Source organism: Bacillus stercoris (assembly GCF_029772985.1).
Classification (GTDB): Bacteria; Bacillota; Bacilli; order Bacillales; family Bacillaceae; genus Bacillus; species Bacillus stercoris.
Map to the genome: position 1 here is coordinate 1,863,856 of NZ_CP121861.1, position 18,639 is coordinate 1,882,494.

The 18,639-nt window shown below is 45.1% G+C and carries 19 protein-coding genes; 12 read left to right on the top strand and 7 right to left on the bottom strand.

Annotated features, from left to right (window positions below):
- Positions 1-75: 75 nt before the first annotated feature.
- Positions 76-1,485: an NADP-dependent phosphogluconate dehydrogenase gene (gene gndA / locus QA442_RS09785; protein ID WP_014664518.1), complete on the top strand. Its 1,410-nt coding sequence runs from the start codon at positions 76-78 to the stop codon at positions 1,483-1,485.
- Between the two features lie 122 nt (positions 1,486-1,607).
- Here the strand turns inward: gndA and zwf are convergent, their stop codons facing one another.
- Entirely contained in the window at positions 1,608-3,077 is a 1,470-nt protein-coding gene (zwf, locus tag QA442_RS09790) for a glucose-6-phosphate dehydrogenase (RefSeq protein WP_071580421.1), read from the bottom strand.
- Between the two features lie 226 nt (positions 3,078-3,303).
- Here zwf and rnz point away from each other — a divergent pair, with 226 nt between their 5' ends.
- Positions 3,304-4,227 carry a ribonuclease Z gene (rnz, locus tag QA442_RS09795; RefSeq protein ID WP_095431478.1) on the top strand — a complete coding sequence of 308 codons (924 nt, stop codon included), beginning with the start codon at positions 3,304-3,306 and terminating at the stop codon, positions 4,225-4,227.
- Between the two features lie 80 nt (positions 4,228-4,307).
- Positions 4,308-4,457 carry a 50S ribosomal protein L33 gene (rpmG, locus tag QA442_RS09800; RefSeq protein ID WP_003226511.1) on the top strand — a complete coding sequence of 50 codons (150 nt, stop codon included), beginning with the start codon at positions 4,308-4,310 and terminating at the stop codon, positions 4,455-4,457.
- Positions 4,458-4,500: 43 nt separating this feature from the next.
- Here rpmG and QA442_RS09805 read toward each other — a convergent pair whose 3' ends face one another.
- Complete coding sequence (locus QA442_RS09805) at positions 4,501-5,262, bottom strand: alpha/beta fold hydrolase (RefSeq protein ID WP_014664515.1); 762 nt, start codon at positions 5,260-5,262, stop codon at positions 4,501-4,503.
- Between the two features lie 109 nt (positions 5,263-5,371).
- Complete coding sequence (gene namA / locus QA442_RS09810) at positions 5,372-6,388, bottom strand: NADPH dehydrogenase NamA (RefSeq protein ID WP_040082699.1); 1,017 nt, start codon at positions 6,386-6,388, stop codon at positions 5,372-5,374.
- Between the two features lie 172 nt (positions 6,389-6,560).
- On the opposite strand from namA, the gene QA442_RS09815 reads away from it, so the two are divergent.
- Positions 6,561-8,195, top strand: a complete 1,635-nt coding sequence (locus tag QA442_RS09815) for a M20/M25/M40 family metallo-hydrolase (RefSeq protein ID WP_279474279.1) — start codon at positions 6,561-6,563, stop codon at positions 8,193-8,195.
- A gap of 32 nt (positions 8,196-8,227) precedes the next feature.
- Here QA442_RS09815 and proC read toward each other — a convergent pair whose 3' ends face one another.
- Positions 8,228-9,061 (bottom strand): pyrroline-5-carboxylate reductase, encoded by an 834-nt coding sequence (gene proC, locus QA442_RS09820; protein WP_069839174.1) that lies wholly within the window; start codon positions 9,059-9,061, stop codon positions 8,228-8,230.
- A 402-nt stretch (positions 9,062-9,463) separates the two neighbouring features.
- Between proC and QA442_RS09825 the strand changes: the two genes are divergently transcribed.
- The 5 genes from QA442_RS09825 to QA442_RS09845 all read left to right on the top strand — a co-directional run bounded on the left by QA442_RS09825 (position 9,464) and on the right by QA442_RS09845 (position 14,054).
- On the top strand, positions 9,464-10,423 hold the full coding sequence (locus QA442_RS09825; RefSeq protein WP_095431480.1) for an MBL fold metallo-hydrolase: 960 nt from the start codon (positions 9,464-9,466) through the stop codon (positions 10,421-10,423).
- 5 nt (positions 10,424-10,428) lie between these two features.
- Positions 10,429-11,208: an SDR family NAD(P)-dependent oxidoreductase gene (locus tag QA442_RS09830; protein WP_095431481.1), complete on the top strand. Its 780-nt coding sequence runs from the start codon at positions 10,429-10,431 to the stop codon at positions 11,206-11,208.
- Between the two features lie 74 nt (positions 11,209-11,282).
- On the top strand, positions 11,283-12,632 hold the full coding sequence (dsdA, locus tag QA442_RS09835) for a D-serine ammonia-lyase (protein WP_095431482.1): 1,350 nt from the start codon (positions 11,283-11,285) through the stop codon (positions 12,630-12,632).
- Between the two features lie 71 nt (positions 12,633-12,703).
- Positions 12,704-13,663 (top strand): type I pantothenate kinase, encoded by a 960-nt coding sequence (gene coaA / locus QA442_RS09840; RefSeq protein WP_003245966.1) that lies wholly within the window; start codon positions 12,704-12,706, stop codon positions 13,661-13,663.
- A gap of 4 nt (positions 13,664-13,667) precedes the next feature.
- Positions 13,668-14,054 (top strand): VOC family protein, encoded by a 387-nt coding sequence (locus QA442_RS09845; RefSeq protein WP_095431483.1) that lies wholly within the window; start codon positions 13,668-13,670, stop codon positions 14,052-14,054.
- Here the strand turns inward: QA442_RS09845 and QA442_RS09850 are convergent.
- The 3 genes from QA442_RS09850 to QA442_RS09860 all read right to left on the bottom strand — a co-directional run bounded on the left by QA442_RS09850 (position 14,051) and on the right by QA442_RS09860 (position 16,237).
- Complete coding sequence (locus QA442_RS09850; RefSeq protein ID WP_165394434.1) at positions 14,051-14,209, bottom strand: hypothetical protein; 159 nt, start codon at positions 14,207-14,209, stop codon at positions 14,051-14,053. The genes QA442_RS09845 and QA442_RS09850 overlap by 4 nt on opposite strands.
- Positions 14,210-14,259: 50 nt before the next feature.
- Complete coding sequence (locus tag QA442_RS09855) at positions 14,260-15,492, bottom strand: MDR family MFS transporter (protein WP_095431484.1); 1,233 nt, start codon at positions 15,490-15,492, stop codon at positions 14,260-14,262.
- A gap of 538 nt (positions 15,493-16,030) precedes the next feature.
- Positions 16,031-16,237 carry a YqzH family protein gene (locus QA442_RS09860; protein WP_095431485.1) on the bottom strand — a complete coding sequence of 69 codons (207 nt, stop codon included), beginning with the start codon at positions 16,235-16,237 and terminating at the stop codon, positions 16,031-16,033.
- 166 nt (positions 16,238-16,403) lie between these two features.
- On the opposite strand from QA442_RS09860, the gene QA442_RS09865 reads away from it, so the two are divergent.
- From QA442_RS09865 to QA442_RS09875, 3 genes are all read left to right on the top strand, one after another.
- Positions 16,404-17,642, top strand: a complete 1,239-nt coding sequence (locus QA442_RS09865) for a DNA polymerase IV (protein WP_080478242.1) — start codon at positions 16,404-16,406, stop codon at positions 17,640-17,642.
- Positions 17,639-17,977 carry a YolD-like family protein gene (locus tag QA442_RS09870; protein ID WP_014664503.1) on the top strand — a complete coding sequence of 113 codons (339 nt, stop codon included), beginning with the start codon at positions 17,639-17,641 and terminating at the stop codon, positions 17,975-17,977. Before QA442_RS09865 ends, QA442_RS09870 begins: the two co-directional genes overlap by 4 nt.
- Positions 17,978-18,160: 183 nt before the next feature.
- Positions 18,161-18,631 (top strand): GNAT family N-acetyltransferase, encoded by a 471-nt coding sequence (locus QA442_RS09875; RefSeq protein WP_069149823.1) that lies wholly within the window; start codon positions 18,161-18,163, stop codon positions 18,629-18,631.
- Positions 18,632-18,639: the final 8 nt, after the last annotated feature.

Below are 18,639 nucleotides of genomic sequence, written 5' to 3' on the forward strand. Positions count from 1 at the left end.
TCTTTATTATAAATATCATTTTATTTTAATTTAAATTTTAAAATGATTAAACGTTTGCAGAAGGGACGTTAGAATATGTCAAAACAACAAATCGGCGTTATCGGACTTGCGGTCATGGGTAAAAATCTGGCTTTAAATATCGAAAGCCGGGGATTTTCTGTTTCTGTTTACAACAGATCAAGCAGTAAGACTGAGGAGTTTTTGCAGGAGGCAAAAGGAAAAAATGTTGTTGGCACATACAGCATTGAAGAATTTGTCCAATCCTTGGAAACACCGCGCAAAATCTTATTAATGGTTAAAGCGGGAACTGCAACAGATGCGACAATTCAATCTCTTCTCCCTCATCTAGAGAAGGATGATATTTTAATTGACGGCGGAAATACATATTATAAAGATACGCAGCGCCGTAACAAAGAACTCGCTGAAAGCGGTATTCATTTTATCGGAACAGGCGTTTCCGGCGGAGAAGAAGGGGCGCTTAAAGGGCCTTCTATCATGCCTGGCGGACAAAAAGAAGCACATGAGCTTGTGAAACCGATTCTTGAAGCCATTTCTGCAAAAGTTGACGGAGAACCTTGTACGACATATATCGGTCCTGATGGTGCCGGCCATTATGTAAAAATGGTGCACAACGGTATTGAATATGGAGATATGCAGCTGATTTCTGAATCTTACTTCATTCTGAAACAGGTGCTGGGCCTTTCAGCTGATGAGCTTCATGAAGTTTTCGCTGAATGGAATAAAGGAGAGCTTGACAGCTACCTGATTGAGATTACAGCTGACATCTTCACGAAAAAAGACGAAGAGACAGGCAAACCGCTTGTTGATGTGATTCTCGATAAAGCAGGACAAAAAGGAACAGGAAAATGGACAAGCCAAAGCGCACTTGACTTAGGTGTTCCGCTTCCGATTATTACTGAATCTGTATTCGCGCGTTTTATCTCAGCTATGAAGGAAGAGCGTGTGAAAGCGAGCGGACTTCTTTCAGGACCGGAAGTGAAGCCTGTTACGGAAAATAAAGAAGAGCTGATTGAAGCGGTCAGAAAAGCGTTGTTCATGAGTAAAATCTGCTCATACGCGCAAGGATTTGCCCAAATGAAAGCTGCTTCTGAAGAATATAACTGGGATCTGAAATATGGTGAAATCGCTATGATCTTCCGTGGCGGCTGCATCATTCGTGCAGCGTTCCTTCAGAAAATCAAAGAAGCTTACGATCGCGAGCCTGAGCTTGACAACCTGCTTCTTGACAGCTACTTCAAGAATATTGCAGAAAGCTACCAAGGAGCGCTTCGCCAGGTGATTTCACTTGCAGTTGCCCAAGGTGTGCCGGTGCCATCATTCTCAAGCGCATTAGCTTATTATGACAGCTACCGTACAGCCGTACTGCCTGCAAACTTAATCCAAGCACAGCGTGACTACTTTGGCGCTCATACGTATGAGCGTACTGATAAAGAAGGTATTTTCCATACTGAATGGATGAAGTAATCAATAGAACCCCCCCGAACCGCAAGAGCTTCGGGGGTTTTGTTATTAAAGAGAGTGCTATACCTCTGTGACAGCTGCAAAAAAGCCGAAAATGCTCAAAAGCATTTTCGGCTTTTTTCTTATTATATATTCCACCAGTGCAAGCCGTCTTTCGCCAAAAGATCATCTGATTCTTTCGGTCCCATTGAGCCTGATTCGTAGTTAGGAGATAAGGTTTTGTTTGCTGCCCATGTTTCAGAAATGGAGTCGACAAAGCTCCAAGAAAGGGCAACTTCATCCCAGTGTGCAAAGTTTGTTGCATCGCCAAGAAGACAGTCGTGAATTAGTTTTTCATATGCTTCAGGGGTGTTCAACTCGTCATTGCAATTGCTGCAATAATCGAGTTTGATTGGCTGCGCGTGTGCTGCACCGCCAAGCTTTTTAGCATTTAAGTAAAGGGTAATGCCTTCTTCAGGCTGAATATGAATGACAAGCAAGTTCGGATTCATGTTGTTTTCATTGCCGTAGTACAGGTTCATCGGAATGTCCTTAAATTGAACGACAATTTTTGTGGACTTTTCTTTCATTCGTTTTCCGGTACGGATATAGAATGGAACACCAGCCCATCTGAAGTTATCGATCAAGAGCTTGCCGGCAACAAAGGTTTCTGTATTGGAGTCAGGAGCGACATTATCTTCTTCTGTATAAGAAGGAACAGGTACACCGTCAATTTCACCGGCTTGATATTGTCCGCGCACAAAGTATTCATCCACTTCATCTTTTGCAATAGGGCGCAGTGCTCTCAGCACCTTCACTTTTTCGCTGCGGATTTCTTCTGTGTTCAATTTGATCGGCGGCTCCATTGCAAGGAGGGCAACCATCTGCATAATATGGTTTTGCACCATGTCGCGCAGGGCGCCTGATTTTTCGTAATATCTTGCACGGTCTTCTACGCCAAGTGATTCGCTAGACGTAATTTGAATGTTTGAGATGTAGCGGTTTGTCCAGAGCGGTTCGAAAATCGCATTGGCAAATCGAATCACTTCAATGTTCTGAACCATTTGTTTGCCTAGATAATGGTCGATTCTGTAAATTTGATCTTCCGTAAACGCTTCACGGATTTCTTTGTTTAATGCCTGTGCGCTTGGCAGATCGTGGCCGAACGGCTTTTCGATGACAAGGCGGGACCAGCCTGTTGTAGCTGTTACACCCTCTGATTTTAATGTTTTTGCAATTGTTCCGAAGAATTCAGGAGCCATTGCCAGGTAGAACATTCTGTTGTTCGGAATTTGATATGTATCTTCCAGCTGGTTAAGCAATACGTTAAGCTCTTGATAAGATCCAGGATTTGTCACGTCGAAAGGGTGATAGTAAAAATGAGACGTGAAATCATCTATATGCTTATCTGCAGATGAGGAAATGGATGTTTTAACAGTTTGGCGAAGATCCTCATTTGACCAAGGTCTTCTTCCAACTCCTACCACTGCAAACTCTTCTCCGATTTGTCCGTTTTGATATAAACGGTGAATAGACGGATACAATTTTCGTTTTGCTAAATCTCCAGTTGCACCGAATATGACAATTACTGCTTTTGGTTGTTGGTTTGTTTTCACTAAAAGTACCTCACTTTATTCGAAGCTTTATTTTAGTACACCCCGTATATTTCCTTCATTTTAAATCTAAAATTCAACGAAAGCAAACATTTAAGCCCTTTTTTAAGCAGAATGCTGAAAAAATGTTTCTAGCACGAAAGGATTGTTCTTTTGAGAGGCAAGATTCACATTTTGCGCTTGATCCTGTATTCTTGTAGGTATCTGGTTCTAGTAGGAGGAAGGAAACGTGGAATTACTTTTTTTAGGGACGGGAGCCGGCATTCCCGCCAAGACGAGAAACGTCACCTCTATCGCATTGAAATTGCTTGAAGAAAGGCGTTCGGTATGGCTTTTTGACTGCGGGGAAGCCACACAGCATCAAATTTTACATACAACGATTAAACCTCGTAAAATAGAGAAAATCTTTATTACACATATGCATGGTGACCATGTATACGGACTTCCGGGGCTTCTGGGGAGCCGTTCCTTTCAAGGCGGAGAGGACGAGCTGACAGTGTACGGACCTAAAGGGATCAAAGCGTTTATTGAAACAAGCCTTGCCGTCACGAAAACCCATTTGACATATCCGCTTGCGGTCCAGGAAATTGAAGAAGGCATCGTGTTTGAAGACGATCAGTTTATTGTCACAGCGGTTTCTGTTATTCATGGCGTAGAAGCCTTCGGGTACCGTGTGCAGGAAAAAGACGTAACGGGTGCCCTGAAGGCGGATGTATTAAAAGAAATGAACATCCCGCCCGGACCCGTGTATCAGAAAATCAAAAAAGGCGAAACGGTAACGCTTGAAGACGGACGCATCATCAATGGGAGTGATTTTCTGGAGCCTCCCAAAAAAGGAAGATCTGTTGTGTTCTCCGGAGATACGAGAGTTAGCGACAAACTAAAAGAGCTTGCAAGAGATTGCGATGTGCTTGTTCATGAAGCAACCTTTGCTAAGGAAGATCATAAACTGGCTTATGATTATTATCACAGCACAACGGAACAAGCGGCTGTAACAGCGAAAGAAGCAGGAGCAAAGCAGCTCATTTTAACCCATATCAGCGCAAGATATCAGGGAGATGCCTCTTTGGAGCTTCAAAAAGAAGCGGTTGACGTTTTCCAAAATAGTGTGGCGGCATATGATTTCTTAGAGGTACCCATCCAGCGAGGCTGAAGGCATACTTATTTGACAATTTGCCATTACGTTGTATAATAAAGCGTAATCATTACGTTTTAAAAAAGGAGATGTGAACGATGAGAGTCAATGTTACTTTAGCTTGCACTGAAACGGGAGACCGAAATTACATTACAACAAAAAATAAACGCACCAATCCAGATCGTTTGGAGCTGAAAAAATATTCACCGCGTCTGAAGAAATATACCCTTCACCGTGAAACAAAATAACAAAAAAGACCGGGCGTCTCTTACGGCCCGGTCTTTTTTTACGTTAATTGACTGCCTGGTAAAGAGGGGCGGCCTGCTGGCACGCTGCGCACCATACGTCATAGATAGCCAAATGAACGATATGAGGTTCATCATGATGGATGTTGTGGGAGCTGTTTTTAGCTTGAATCCAGCCGCTTTGGTTGGATAGAGACAATATGCTGCTGTGCAAGTTTTGCCATTCCTGTTCAGCAGCGAATTTCTCAGTCCGTTCTCCTGATGACAATACAAGGAGAGGCATGTTTCCTAAATGGATTTGCCGCTGTTTGAGCTCCTGCAGACTTTTTGAAAATTCTGCAGGTGTGCCCTCAAGCATCATCTTTCTCGTATATGATTTGTGCATCTCTTCGGGTATAAAGGTGAAGCTGGCGCAATCTCCTAAAGCTGGATCAAGAAGGACCATACCGATAATATCATACTTGTTTTTGCAGGCCCATAAGCCGGTGATGACAGCTCCGTATGAGTGTGAAACAGCCAGATAAGGAGGTTTTACATCTGCTGCTTTAAGCAAACTCTCCAATTCTTTCACTTGTTGTTCAGCTGTTCGTTTCGCTCTGCTTCGCCCGCTTTTCCCTATGCCCGCCCGATCATATGTGAAAATGCCAAATTCATCATCAATGTCCGCCATTAATGGTTTCCACGTCTCAGAAGAAGTACCGTAGCCGGCCTCAAAGACAATCGTTACACCGCTTGTTCCTTTCCGGTGCTGTGTATGAAACGCACATCCGTCAATTGTATATGTCTTTTCCATCCAAGCTGATTTCATTGGAGTCATCTCCTCTAATTGGTTCTACTAGGGAGACGGAGAACCTTAGCCGATCGTTTCTCTAAAAATAAAAAAAGAGATATCCGGCAGTGGATATCTCTCATAGGCATTACCAGCCTCTTTCGTATTGAACAGGGGCCGGAATCTCTGTATTGAGCTGTTTCGCGGCGGTTCTTGCAAAGAATGGATCCCGCAAAAGCTCTCTGCCGATAAAGATGAGGTCGGCACGTCCGTTTTGCAGAATTTCTTCAGCCATTGAACCGTCTGTAATCATGCCGACGGCACCAGTCGCCATGTCCGCCTGTTCACGAATTTTCTCGGCGAAGCTGACCTGATAGCCGGGAAATACATTAATGTCTGCGTGAACAAGGGCGCCTGAACTACAGTCGATTAAGTCAACACCTTGCTCCTTCATCCATTTTGCAAAACCGATGTGATCGGCGATGTCCAATCCTTTATCTGTATAGTCTGAGGCAGATACACGGACAAATAATGGCCCGTCCCATACTTGTTTGACTTCATCGATGATCTCTCTCAAGAAACGATAGCGGTTTTCAGGTGAGCCGCCGTATTCATCTGTGCGATGGTTGGAAAGCGGAGATAAAAATTCGTGAATTAAATATCCGTGCGCCGCATGAATTTCAATCACATCAAAGCCGGCTTCTTTTGCGCGGGCAGCCGCTTGCTTAAACTCCTGGATCGTTTCTTTTACTTTTTCTGCTGACATTTCTACTGGTGTTGCTGATTGTTCGTCAAACGCAATCGCCGATGGAGCGAAAATGTCTCCTTCAAGCTCAGCTTTACGTCCGGCATGGGCAAGCTGAATGCCGATTTTTGAACCTTGTTCTTTGACCTGCTCAGTCAGTTTGGCAAAGCCTTCAATATGCTCGTCGCTCCAAATGCCTAAGTCTTGGTCTGTGATTCGACCCTGAGGGTTAACTGCTGACGCCTCTACAATAATCAGTCCGACCTGGCCGATTGCACGCGATATGTAATGCGCCATGTGGAACGGCGTTAATTTCCCGTCCTTTTCATGAGAAGAATACATGCACATTGGCGACATAACAATGCGATTTTTTAATGTCATATCTTTAATTGTAATAGGTGTGAATAATTTTCTGGCCATTTCTTTCGCCTCCCGTAAGGTTTTTAGAGATTGATTATATCAAGTCATTTCTTTCGCGTCATATAAACTGCTCAAAAGAACCGTTTTTGTCAAACATTTCTGTATAATAGACAGGGAATCATCTTATTTTTCAAGCTAGAAGCGTTTTTATACATAGGAGGGGCGGTAATCGATGAATTGGCAGACGAAGGACGAATTGCGGGCACTTTTAACTTCTCTTGTGCAATACGAAAGCATCACCGGTTCGAAGGGCGAGGCAGCACTTGCGGAATATCTTTATTTTATTTTGAAAGACAAGCCTTATTTTCAAAAACATCCAGATGATGTAACTCTTCATACGATGGACGATGGCAGATCTTTTCTTACGGCTCTAGTCAAAAAGAAGAAGGTCAAAAAGACAGTGCTTCTGTTGAGTCATTTTGATGTCGTTGACATAGAGGATTACGGAGAATTTAAACATATGGCTTGCAAGCCTGCTGAGCTTTTGAGTTCCTTTTTAGAGAAAAAAGAGCTGCTTCCTGAACGTGTGAGAAGAGATGCTGAAAGCGGAGACTGGCTGTTTGGCAGAGGGACGATGGATATGAAAGCGGGGCTTTGTGTTCAGTTGTCGATGCTGGAGCGGGCAATGAACGGCCATTTTGAGGGCAATCTGCTGTTGATAACAGTTCCGGACGAGGAAGTGAATTCAAGAGGCATGATTGAGGCGGTTCCTGTATTGAAGGAAATGGAGAAAAAGCATAATATCACATTAACCGCCTGCCTGAATGCTGAACCGATGTTTGAAAAATTCCCCGGCGACCAGCAGCAATATTTTTATACAGGAAGCATTGGCAAGGTGCTTGCGGGATTTTTCTGCAAGGGAATTGAGACACATGTCGGAGAGCCGTTTTCAGGCCTAAACGCGAATTTAATGGTATCTGAGATTAACCGTTTGCTTGAACTGAATGCTGATTATTGTGAAAAGGTTGATGGTGAGGTCACTCCGCCGCCGGTAAACTTAATGCAAAAGGACTTGAAAGAGGCATATTCAGTTCAGACACCGCATACAGCTGTCACATTATTTAATGTGCTGTCAATGAGACGCTCGGCTAGTGAGCTGCACCAGATGCTGCTGAAAACCGCAAAACAGGCGGCGGAGGAAATCATGTCGAACGTTCGGAAGAAAACACAGGACTTTCAACAATTTGAGCCTTTTCAGCCGATTGAACGGGCCGTCACTGTTTTGACATTTGATGAGCTGGTTGCGCGTGCAAAAAAACGTGCTGGAATTTCGGAAACAGACCGAGCTCTTAATTATGCCTTTGCTAACAGGGGGGGGCTTGGAGACAGGGATTTTTCGACGAAAATTGTTTCTGAGATTGCTTCGCTTTGTAAAGAGGATGCCCCGCTTATTGTTCTTTTTTATAGTCCGCCGTTTTATCCGGCCGTTTCGTCAAAGGACGATCAATTGATTAGACATACAGCTGATCAGCTTATGCAGTATGCGGTTAACAGATACGGCATTGCGTTGCGGGAGGTTCAGTACTTTCCCGGACTATCGGACTTGAGCTATCTTCAGCTGGAAAAGCAGAAGGTTGACGCATACACAAGCAATATGCCGCTCTTTAATAGAGGATATTCATTGCCAAGCGGCAAAGAACAGGCTTTATATGTCCCCGTTTTAAATGTCGGTCCGGCTGGCAAAGACCCGCACAAATGGACGGAAAGATTGTACATGCCTTATTCCTTTGAAGTGCTTCCCGATTTGCTTTCATTTACGATCTCCGCGCTATTAAAGCAATCGGAAACAGCCGGCCAGCAGTTGTAGAAAAAGAAAGACAGAAGGCCCTATCCTTCTGTCTAATGCCTCTCTAAAGCCGCTCCGGCAAACTGTTCTTTGATTTCTGCGCTCCGTTTAGCGGTCTCTTCAATACAGTGAATAATCGCCTCTTCAAAGCGGGAGTCCTGTAAAGCACGAAGGCCTGCCTCTGTAGTGCCCCCAGGACTGGTGATTTCCTTGCGCAGCTGTGCAGGCTGTTTGCCGCTTTGAAGGAGCATATCAGTTGCCCCTGCCATTGTCTGCAAAATGAGTGCTTTTGCCGTTTCTTTATCTAATCCTACTTTTTGCGCCGCTTTTTCCATTGCCTCAATATAACGATATACGTAGGCCGGGCCGCTGCCTGCGATTGCAGTGACGGCGTCAAGATGACGCTCCTCCACCAGTGTGGCATCGCCGATTGTTTCCAATAGAGCCTTTGCAGCAGCAATATCGTCCTGGCTTGCTTCTGCGCTTACGGAAAATCCGGTTGCTGATTTTCTGATTGCCGCTGATGTATTCGGCATGACTCGAATGACCGCGAGCTTTCTGCCGAAATAATGCTGAATGGTTTCGATGGTAAGGCCTGCAAGTACTGAAATCACCAGCTGGTCCTTGAGATACGGCCGGATGCTGTCGATGCTTTCCGCCGCGTCTTTCGGTTTGAAAGCGAGGATGATGATATCGGTGTGAGTGAAAAACTCATTTTTATCTCTGCATGGACGCACGCCGTACGCTTCCTTTAATTCAATCAGACGCTCGTCATTTGAGCGGTTTGTAATATAGATATGTTCTGATTTTGTGATGCCGCTTTGCAAAATACCGTTGATCATTGCTTCAGCCATTGACCCGGCGCCGACAAATCCTATCTTTTTCATTGATATCCTCCTTCTATCAGAACAACAAAAAACCTTTTCATCACGTAAAGGACGAAAAGGTTCGCGGTACCACCCTCATTAGCACAAATTGTGCTCAGCTCAAATCCCATAACGCGGGAAACGTTTAGGTTTTCCTAACCGCGACTTGAGGGCAGGTTCTACAAACAAGCGGGCCGCAATACCTTTCAGCCGGGGGTATCGCTCTCTTAGGCCATTGCCTTGTATACTATTCCTCGTCATAGCGTTCCAATGTTCTCGTTTTAGTTTGTTGTTCATTATGCAATGGCGGACAAGCTAATGTCAATAGCTTTTTCAAAAAGATCTGTTCTCATTCAGCAATAATGACATAAGACCGAGAAAAAGCTAAAATATGAATAATGAATGAAGACAAGGAGCGAAGGGATGACAACTGAAGATGTAATTGCGATCCGCCTCCCGACGCCGTTTGCTGTCGGCGATGTTATCGTTTACCTCGTAAAAGGTGATGCGCTGACACTTATCGATGCCGGGCCGAATACAAAAGAGGCTGCCAGCGCCTTACAAGAGCAGCTTGCTGCTGTAAATGTGAAAATGTCAGATATCGAGCAGGTTGTACTGACTCACCATCATGCTGACCATGCAGGCTTGCTTGATGTCTTTTCAGATGAAATCGAAGTGATTGGGCATGCCTTCAACGAACCTTATATCAGCCGAAATCAAGCCTTTATGGATTGGCAAAAACGTTTTTTTCAAAAGCTGCTGCCTGAATTAGGCGTTCCATTTGATACGGGGAAGGCGGAAAAGCTGATTCGGTCAGCGTATGCATTTTCCTGTACGAGATCTCTGACAAAAACAATCAGTGAAGGTATGGGCATTGACGGGCTTGAGGGCTGGTCTGTGTTGGAGATGCCTGGACATGCTGAATCGCATATCGTTCTTTTCCATGAAAAAAGCGGAAGGATGCTTGGCGGAGATCTACTGCTGGCCAACAGCTCGTCTAATCCGATTATAGAAGCGCCGAAAGCGGGAGACGTCAGGTCAAAGCCTTTAGTGGATTATCAGCGGTCTTTGCGCAGGCTGTCTCATCTAGAGCCAACAATCGTATTTCCTGGTCACGGCGAGCCAATCACCAGTGTCCAAGCACTGATTGAGAAGCGTTTTGACAAGCAGAGGAATCGAACGGAGGATGTGCGTCGCATGTTGGCTGAAAAGCCGATGACCGCTTTTCAGGTCTGTCAGCAGCTTTTTCCTGCTGTATATGAAAAGGAATTGTTTTTAACAATGTCAGAAACGGCAGGGCATCTTGATGTGTTGGAGGCTGAAGAAGCCATCACGTCATATTGGGAAGGAAACATCGCATACTTTAGAACAATGAAGAGGTGAAATGGGTGAAACATATAGCGGGAAAAAGGATTTGGATAACCGGTGCTTCAGGAGGGCTTGGAGAAAGAATCGCATACTTATGCGCGGCTGAAGGAGCCCATGTCCTGCTGTCGGCTAGACGTAAGGATCGTTTGATAGAAATCAAAAGGAAAATAACAGAGGAATGGAGCGGACAGTGTGAGATCTTTCCTCTGGATGTCGGCCGCCTAGAGGATATCGCCCGGGTCCGTGATCAGATCGGCTCGGTTGATGTCCTGATCAACAATGCGGGCTTCGGTATATTTGAAACGGTTTTAGACTCGACATTGGAAGACATGAAAGCAATGTTTGATGTAAATGTGTTCGGCCTGGTCGCCTGTACAAAAGCGGTGCTCCCGCAAATGCTTGAGCAAAAAAAGGGCCATATCATCAATATCGCCTCTCAAGCGGGGAAAATCGCAACACCGAAGTCGAGCCTGTATTCCGCGACAAAACATGCCGTGCTAGGATACTCAAACGCTTTGCGGATGGAGCTGTCGGGAACCGGCATTTATGTGACAACAGTCAATCCGGGACCGATTCAGACGGACTTTTTTTCCATTGCTGATAAAGGCGGGGACTACGTCAAAAATGTCGGCCGCTGGATGCTTGATCCTGATGACGTGGCAGCTCAAATTACAGCTGCAATTTTTACGAACAAACGGGAGATCAATCTTCCGCGTTTAATGAATGCCGGCACTAAGCTGTATCAGCTGTTTCCAGCTCTCGTTGAAAAGCTGGCAGGACGCATGCTCATGAAAAAATAATGATGGAACTGCCTGTGGTGGAATGATTGTTGCTCACGAGGCAGTTTTTGATAGTGGAAGGGAGAGATTGTTGAATGTCAATTCATTCAGATGTCCTTCATGTTCTGCTCAAAGATCCGTTTATTCAGAAACTGATTGATGCAGAGCCTGTATTCTGGGCAAATTCAGGCAAGGAAGAGAAGCGGCCATTACCCCATGCAGATGAGTGGGCAACCGAGATCGCGGAAGCGGAAGAAAGACTGCGGCGCTTTGCCCCTTATATTGCCGAGGTGTTTCCTGAGACGAAAGGTGCTAAAGGGATCATCGAGTCTCCGCTTTTTGAGATGCAGGATATGAAGGAAAAGCTGGAAGCGGCATATCAGCAGCCATTCCCGGGAAGATGGCTTTTAAAGTGCGACCACGAACTTCCGATTTCAGGGTCGATTAAAGCGCGGGGCGGGATTTATGAAGTATTAAAGCATGCAGAAGATCTGGCGCTTCAAGAAGGCATACTTCAGGAAACTGATGATTACTGCATCTTACGGGAAGACCGGTTTGCCGCGTTTTTCTCCCGCTATTCGATTGCTGTCGGTTCAACAGGAAACCTGGGTTTAAGCATTGGCATCATTGGCGCGGCACTCGGGTTTCGCGTGACAGTGCATATGTCGGCCGATGCTAAGCAGTGGAAAAAGGATCTCCTCCGCCAAAAGGGTGTCACTGTTATGGAGTACGAAACAGATTACAGTGAAGCGGTGAACGAAGGGAGACGGCAGGCGGAACAAGATCCATTCTGTTATTTTATTGATGATGAACATTCTCGTCAGCTGTTCTTAGGATATGCTGTTGCTGCAAGCCGATTAAAAACACAGCTTGACAATATGAATATACAGCCAAGTCTCGAAACGCCCTTGTTTGTGTATCTGCCGTGCGGAGTCGGCGGAGGACCGGGCGGTGTAGCCTTTGGGCTGAAGCTTTTATACGGAGATCATGTTCACGTGTTTTTCGCAGAACCAACTCATTCACCGTGTATGCTGTTAGGGCTTTATTCAGGACTTCACGAGCAGATCTCCGTCCAGGATATCGGTCTGGATAATCGGACGGCTGCTGACGGACTTGCCGTAGGGAGGCCGTCAGGGTTTGTCGGCAAGCTGGTTGAACCGCTTCTGAGCGGCTGTTATACGGTAGAGGACAATATGCTTTATACTTTGCTTCATATGCTGGCTGTATCCGAAAATCAATATTTAGAGCCATCTGCTCTTGCCGGCATGTTCGGGCCGGTTCAGCTTTATTCGACAGAAGAGGGAAGGCGCTATAGTCAGAAATATAATATGGAACATGCCGTACATATCGTCTGGGGAACGGGAGGAAGCATGGTTCCAAAAGAGGAAATGGCTGCGTATAACCGAATCGGTGCTGATTTGCTAAAAAACGAAATGAAAAAATAAGCAGACAGTGAAAAGGTTTTCCGTTACAATCTTTGTAAGGGTTTTAACCTACAGAGAGTCAGGTGTAAACAGTGAAAAATAAAGAGCTTAACTTACATACTTTATATACACAGCACAATCGAGAGTCTTGGTCTGGTTTTGGGGGACATTTGTCGATTGCTGTATCTGAAGAAGAGGCAAAAGCGGTGGAAGGGCTCAATGATTATCTATCTGTTGAAGAAGTGGAAACGATCTATATTCCGCTTGTTCGGCTGCTCCATTTGCATGTCAAGTCTGCTGCTGAACGCAATAAGCATGTCAATGTTTTTTTGAAGCACCCGCATTCAGCCAAAATTCCGTTTATTATCGGCATCGCCGGCAGTGTCGCAGTTGGAAAAAGCACGACGGCGCGGATCTTGCAGAAGCTGCTTTCGCGTTTGCCTGACCGTCCCAAAGTGAGCCTTATCACAACAGATGGTTTTTTATTTCCTACTGCCGAGCTTAAAAAGAAAAATATGATGTCAAGAAAAGGGTTTCCTGAAAGCTATGATGTAAAGGCGCTGCTCGAATTTTTGAATGACTTAAAATCAGGAAAGGACAGCGTAAAGGCCCCGGTGTATTCCCATCTAACCTATGACCGCGAGGAAGGTGTGTTCGAGGTTGTAGAACAGGCGGATATTGTGATTATTGAAGGCATTAATGTGCTTCAGTCCCCCACCTTGGAGGATGACCGGGAAAACCCGCGTATTTTTGTTTCCGATTTCTTCGATTTTTCGATTTACGTGGATGCGGAGGAAAGCCGGATTTTCACTTGGTATTTGGAGCGTTTTCGTCTGCTTCGGGAAACTGCTTTTCAAAATCCTGATTCATATTTTCATAAATTTAAAGACTTGTCCGATCAGGAGGCTGACGAGATGGCAGCCTCGATTTGGGAGAGTGTTAACCGGCCGAATTTATATGAAAATATCCTGCCGACTAAATTCAGATCAGATCTCATTTTGCGTAAGGGAGACGGGCATAAGGTCGAGGAAGTGCTGGTAAGGAGGGTATGAAACTGTGCATCATCTGGAACTGTATGTCTCTGATTTGGAGACGTCAAGGCGGTTTTGGGGCTGGTTCTTAAAAGAACTTGGCTATAAAGAGTACCAAAAATGGAGCTCAGGCATCAGCTGGAAGAAAGATGGTTTTTACCTAGTAATTGTGCAGGCGAAAGAGCCTTTTCTAGAGCCGGAATACCATAGATGCCGAGTCGGTCTGAACCATCTCGCATTTCATGCTGAATCCAAGCATCAAGTCGATCAGATGACCGAAAAATTAACGGCAAAAGGCTATCGTGTGTTGTACCGAGACAGGCATCCTTTTGCCGGAGGAGACGGGCATTATGCCGTCTATTGTGAGGATCCGGACCGGATTAAGGTAGAGCTCGTTGCCCCAAGCTGTTAATCGTGATCTTTGGACAGGCTGTTCAGCTTTTTCTCAATGCGATCCAGCTGCGCTTTTCGGTTTTTCGCATACTTGAAGCCTGTAACAGCCGCAAAGATGACAGCGGCAAATATGATAAATACAAACAGCTGAAACATCACATCGCCTATATTCATGTTCTTCACCTCATGTTTGCGGGAGAGATTCATTTTCTCCCGTTTTTTATTTAAAGCTGTTTTTCCAGACGGCAACCGTGTTTTGTGGTTTCCGTTTTCATCTGCCGATAGGCGACCGCTAAAAATGGCAGTCCGAGCAGGGTAATGCCGCTCAGGACAGAAAAAATAAAAATTGGCCGACCAGCGCCAAACAGGTCTATACATATCCCTCCGACCCAGGGGCCGATGACGTTTCCGAGCTGGGAAAAACCGATGGCCCCGAAATAAGTGCCTTTTAATCCTGGTTTTGCAATCTGGTCTACAAACAAATCCATCATAGAGAACAAAAGAACTTCGCCGATTGTAAAAGTGATGACAATCATCACAAGTGATGAAACACCGTGTGATACGGTGAAAATGGCCATGCTGATACTAACCATCACATTACCGAGCATCAGAGAGCAAAGCGGCGAAAAACGTTTTGCAAAATGGACAATGGGAAATTGCGTCGCCAACACTACGATTGCGTTTAATGTCAGCATCAGTCCGTACAGCTTCGTTCCATTGCCGATCAAGGGGTTTTGCGCCATATATTGAGGGAATGTGGAACTAAATTGTGAGTAGCCAAAGGTGCATAGCGTAATGCCAACCAAAGCAATTGTAAAAAGATAATCCTTTTGCGTGACCATAAACGCTTCCCTTACGCTCATATGTCGGGACTGGTCTGATGCTGATAAAGAAGGATGTTTTTTAAATTGGCTGGCAAGCACAAGTCCGTATAGTCCGTAAATGACTGCAGGCACCAAAAAGGGCGTGGTCGATTGCGATGAGCCGAAATACAGGCCTAGCACGGGTCCGAAGACAACGCCGATATTAATAGCTGCATAGCGTAAATTAAAAACAAGCAGTCTTGTTTTTTCTTCTGTCATATCAGACAGCAAAGCCTTTGAAGCGGGCTCAAACAGTGATTTGCAAAGGCCGTTTAATGCGTTGACTACAAAAAACACCCAGAGATGAGATGCTGCCGCAAACCCCATAAATACCAGCATCCATCCGAAAATGGACACAAGCATCATGTTTTTTCTGCCGAATGTATCGGAGATATATCCGCCGTAAAAGCTTGCGAGGATGCCGACTGAGGAGCTTGCGGCAATGACCAGTCCTGCATAGGAAGCTGATGCACCTTGGACGGCTGTCAAATAAATCGCTAAAAAAGGAATGCTCATCGATGTTGCCATTCTGCCAAAAATGGTTCCGATTATAATTGTCCAGCTGATCGGGTGGATATCTTTCCATTGCTTCATGAATTATATTCTCTCCTGTAGGTAAGATCTTTCTCTATCATATATGAAAAAATTCCCTTATCCAATAGATGATTCAAAATATTTCGTTATTGATACGTCGTATGTCTGTAGATTGTTTGGATGGCAATACATTATGTGTTGACGGCGTACATGGCTACGTATTGAAATTGAGGGTGATGCCAGAAGGAAGATCATGATATATCCGATGAAAAGCAAAGCGATTGGTCAGGAGGGTGTCTGTTTGAAACAGTAAAGGAGTTTAAGCCGCCGGGATGCCGGAGCATATCGGCAGCAAAGCCGGATATGAGATCAAGAAGTACGCGGAAAACCGTCATGCCGCATGACAGAAGAGCGCGCGCATCTCTTCGGTTGAATTAAGGATGGTAATCGTGTATTCACGCGTGTTCGTGGACAGCTTATTCCGTTTTGCGCGAGCATTGAAGGGCTGTCGTATGGCTTTGAGACTGTTTCTTTGTTATCAGGCGGTGTTTTTAAAGGGAAGCCGCATCAGCGGCTGAAAGCACTGGCAGTCATACGTTTAAGAGAACAGGCCTTGGTTTGTGACATAGTCATAAATGATATCTTCTATATGCGCATGCAAATCCTCATCTGGTTCTTCATTCCGTCTCTCTTCTAGAGCTGCTTTCAGGCTTTGTTTTTCATACGGGCTTAACGGATCTATAGCAACGTTTCTGCCGTATTGACGCAGTGCCTGTTCCATCATTTTTTCAACAAATTTCTCCATTATGACTCTCCTATCCTTATGCTTCGCTTTTATTCTACTAAATGTTTTTCTTCTCTCAAACCCTTGGATCATATTTTCTGTCAGACAAGAATCATTTACCAGTATAAAACGAACATACTTTCGCATATAATAGAAAAACGAACATAAGTTCTTTTTAGAGGTGTGTATGATGAAAGAAAAAGTGATTTTTCTCGTTGACATGCAATCGTTTTATGCATCTGTAGAGAAAGCGGAAAATCCACATTTGAAAAATAAGCCCGTCATTGTTTCGGGGGATCCTGAAAAAAGGGGCGGAGTTGTACTGGCTGCCTGCCCGCTGGCGAAACAAAAGGGTGTGGTGAATGCTTCACGGCTGTGGGAGGCACAGGAAAAGTGTCCTGAGGCTGTTGTGCTCCGGCCGCGTATGCAGCGGTATATTGATGTATCACTGCAAATTACGGCTATTCTAGAGGAGTATACAGACCTTGTGGAGCCTTATTCCATCGATGAACAGTTCATGGACATTACAGGCAGCCAGAAGCTGTTTGGGACGCCGATGGAGATCGCGAAAAGCATTCAGGGCAGAATCATGCGGGAGATCGGCGTTTATGCGCGGGTTGGAATCGGCCCTAACAAAGCGCTGGCCAAAATTGCGTGTGACAATTTTGCCAAAAAGAATAAGAACGGTATTTTTACCTTAACGAAAGAAAATATAAAAACCGAAATGTGGCCGCTCCCGGTGGGCAGCATGTTTGGCGTCGGGAGCCGCATGAAGCATCATTTAAATCGAATGGGCATCAGCACGATCGGCGGGCTCGCGGCTTTTCCGCTCGATCTTTTAAAAAAGAAATGGGGCATTAACGGCCACGTGCTGTGGATGACGGCAAACGGAATTGATTATTCCCCTGTATCAACTTCATCTCTAGACGGGCAAAAGGCGATCGGCCATGGAATGACTCTCCCGAGAGACTACGAACACTTTGACAAAGAAATCAAGGTCGTATTGCTGGAGCTGAGTGAAGAAGTGTGCAGGCGAAGCCGAAACGCCGGAGTAATGGGGCAGACGGTGTCAGTGAGCTGCCGGGGTGCTGATTTTGATTGGCCGACGGGCTTCAATCGGCAAGTGAAGCTGGCGGAACCGACGAATTCTACGCAAGATGTATATGAGGCTGTATGCCGGCTGTTTCTTACATTTTGGGACGGGAAACCCGTCCGCCGCCTCGGTGTCAATCTGTCTCAGCTCTCATCTGATGACATATGGCAGCTCAATTTATTTCAGGATTATGCAAAGAAAATGAGCCTAGGCTATGTGATGGACGGCATTAAAAATCGATTCGGCGATACAGCAATCATCAGGGCGGCGTCATTGACAGCGGCAGGCCAGGCATTTGAACGTGCGGCTAAAATAGGGGGGCACTATAAATGAACGATCATTTAAAAAGGGGCAACCTGCTGTGGGAAGGAAGCAGGATGTTTCTGCCGGAACATAAGCAAAGCCTGCTGGAGAGAAAGCGGCATAAACAGAAGCTGCAAAAGCCGACCCTTGATCCCGATAAGCTGGAAGAGATGAATCAAACGCTTTGCACCGCGATGGAGTTTGCTCAGGATATCACTGTCAGCTGCTTTCAGGACGGTGAAATTGTCCGCTGCACCGGGAAAATCTGCCGGTATGAAGAGTTTGAAAAAGCAGTATGGATAAAAGGAGATGAGGACCAGCTTTATAAGCTGAAACTTGATCAAGTGCTTGATATTGTGCTGTAAAGTCTCTCCTCCTGCTTGGGGGAGAAATGTGTAAAATGATCAAATATTGTTCCCTCGGCAGTCTGGAAACGTATGATACAGGAAAGAAGGCATTTACAATTCCAGCCAGGCAAAATATAATTTTTATATTGTGAGAAAAAGAGCTAACATTCGTTTTGCCAGACGGAGGGAGATCAAATCGTAATGGATATTCGAACAATCACGTCTTCAGATTATGAAATGGTAACGTCTGTAATGAATGAATGGTGGGGCGGCAGACAGCTGAAAGAAAAATTGCCGAGACTATTTTTTGAGCATTTTCAGGACACAAGCTTTCTTGCATCTGAACATAATAGCATGACCGGATTTTTAATCGGGTTTCAATCGCAATCGGATCCTGAAACGGCGTACATTCATTTTTCCGGTGTGCATCCGGATTTCAGAAAAATGCAAATTGGAAAACAATTATACGATGTATTTATTGAAACAGTAAAACAAAGAGGATGCACCCGGGTGAAGTGCGTCACTTCACCAGTGAATAAAGTATCAATCGCATATCACACAAAATTGGGGTTTGATATTGAAAAGGGCACCAAGACGGTAAATGGCATCTCAGTGTTTGCAAACTATGATGGCCCTGGCCAAGACAGGGTACTGTTTGTCAAAAACATATGAGGGGGAAA

What these genes read in the sequence shown, in the direction of transcription:
- gndA (WP_014664518.1), top strand. Translation starts at nt 76, where the DNA reads ATGTCAAAACAACAAATCGGCGTTATCGGACTTGCGGTCATGGGTAAA.
- rpmG (WP_003226511.1), top strand. Translation starts at nt 4,308, where the DNA reads ATGAGAGTCAATGTTACTTTAGCTTGCACTGAAACGGGAGACCGAAAT.
- QA442_RS09805 (WP_014664515.1), bottom strand. Translation starts at nt 5,262, where the DNA reads ATGAAATCAGCTTGGATGGAAAAGACATATACAATTGACGGATGTGCG.
- namA (WP_040082699.1), bottom strand. Translation starts at nt 6,388, where the DNA reads ATGGCCAGAAAATTATTCACACCTATTACAATTAAAGATATGACATTA.
- QA442_RS09815 (WP_279474279.1), top strand. Translation starts at nt 6,561, where the DNA reads ATGAATTGGCAGACGAAGGACGAATTGCGGGCACTTTTAACTTCTCTT.
- proC (WP_069839174.1), bottom strand. Translation starts at nt 9,061, where the DNA reads ATGAAAAAGATAGGATTTGTCGGCGCCGGGTCAATGGCTGAAGCAATG.
- QA442_RS09825 (WP_095431480.1), top strand. Translation starts at nt 9,464, where the DNA reads ATGACAACTGAAGATGTAATTGCGATCCGCCTCCCGACGCCGTTTGCT.
- dsdA (WP_095431482.1), top strand. Translation starts at nt 11,283, where the DNA reads ATGTCAATTCATTCAGATGTCCTTCATGTTCTGCTCAAAGATCCGTTT.
- QA442_RS09850 (WP_165394434.1), bottom strand. Translation starts at nt 14,209, where the DNA reads ATGAATATAGGCGATGTGATGTTTCAGCTGTTTGTATTTATCATATTT.
- QA442_RS09855 (WP_095431484.1), bottom strand. Translation starts at nt 15,492, where the DNA reads ATGAAGCAATGGAAAGATATCCACCCGATCAGCTGGACAATTATAATC.
- QA442_RS09860 (WP_095431485.1), bottom strand. Translation starts at nt 16,237, where the DNA reads ATGGAGAAATTTGTTGAAAAAATGATGGAACAGGCACTGCGTCAATAC.
- QA442_RS09865 (WP_080478242.1), top strand. Translation starts at nt 16,404, where the DNA reads ATGATGAAAGAAAAAGTGATTTTTCTCGTTGACATGCAATCGTTTTAT.
- QA442_RS09870 (WP_014664503.1), top strand. Translation starts at nt 17,639, where the DNA reads ATGAACGATCATTTAAAAAGGGGCAACCTGCTGTGGGAAGGAAGCAGG.
- QA442_RS09875 (WP_069149823.1), top strand. Translation starts at nt 18,161, where the DNA reads ATGGATATTCGAACAATCACGTCTTCAGATTATGAAATGGTAACGTCT.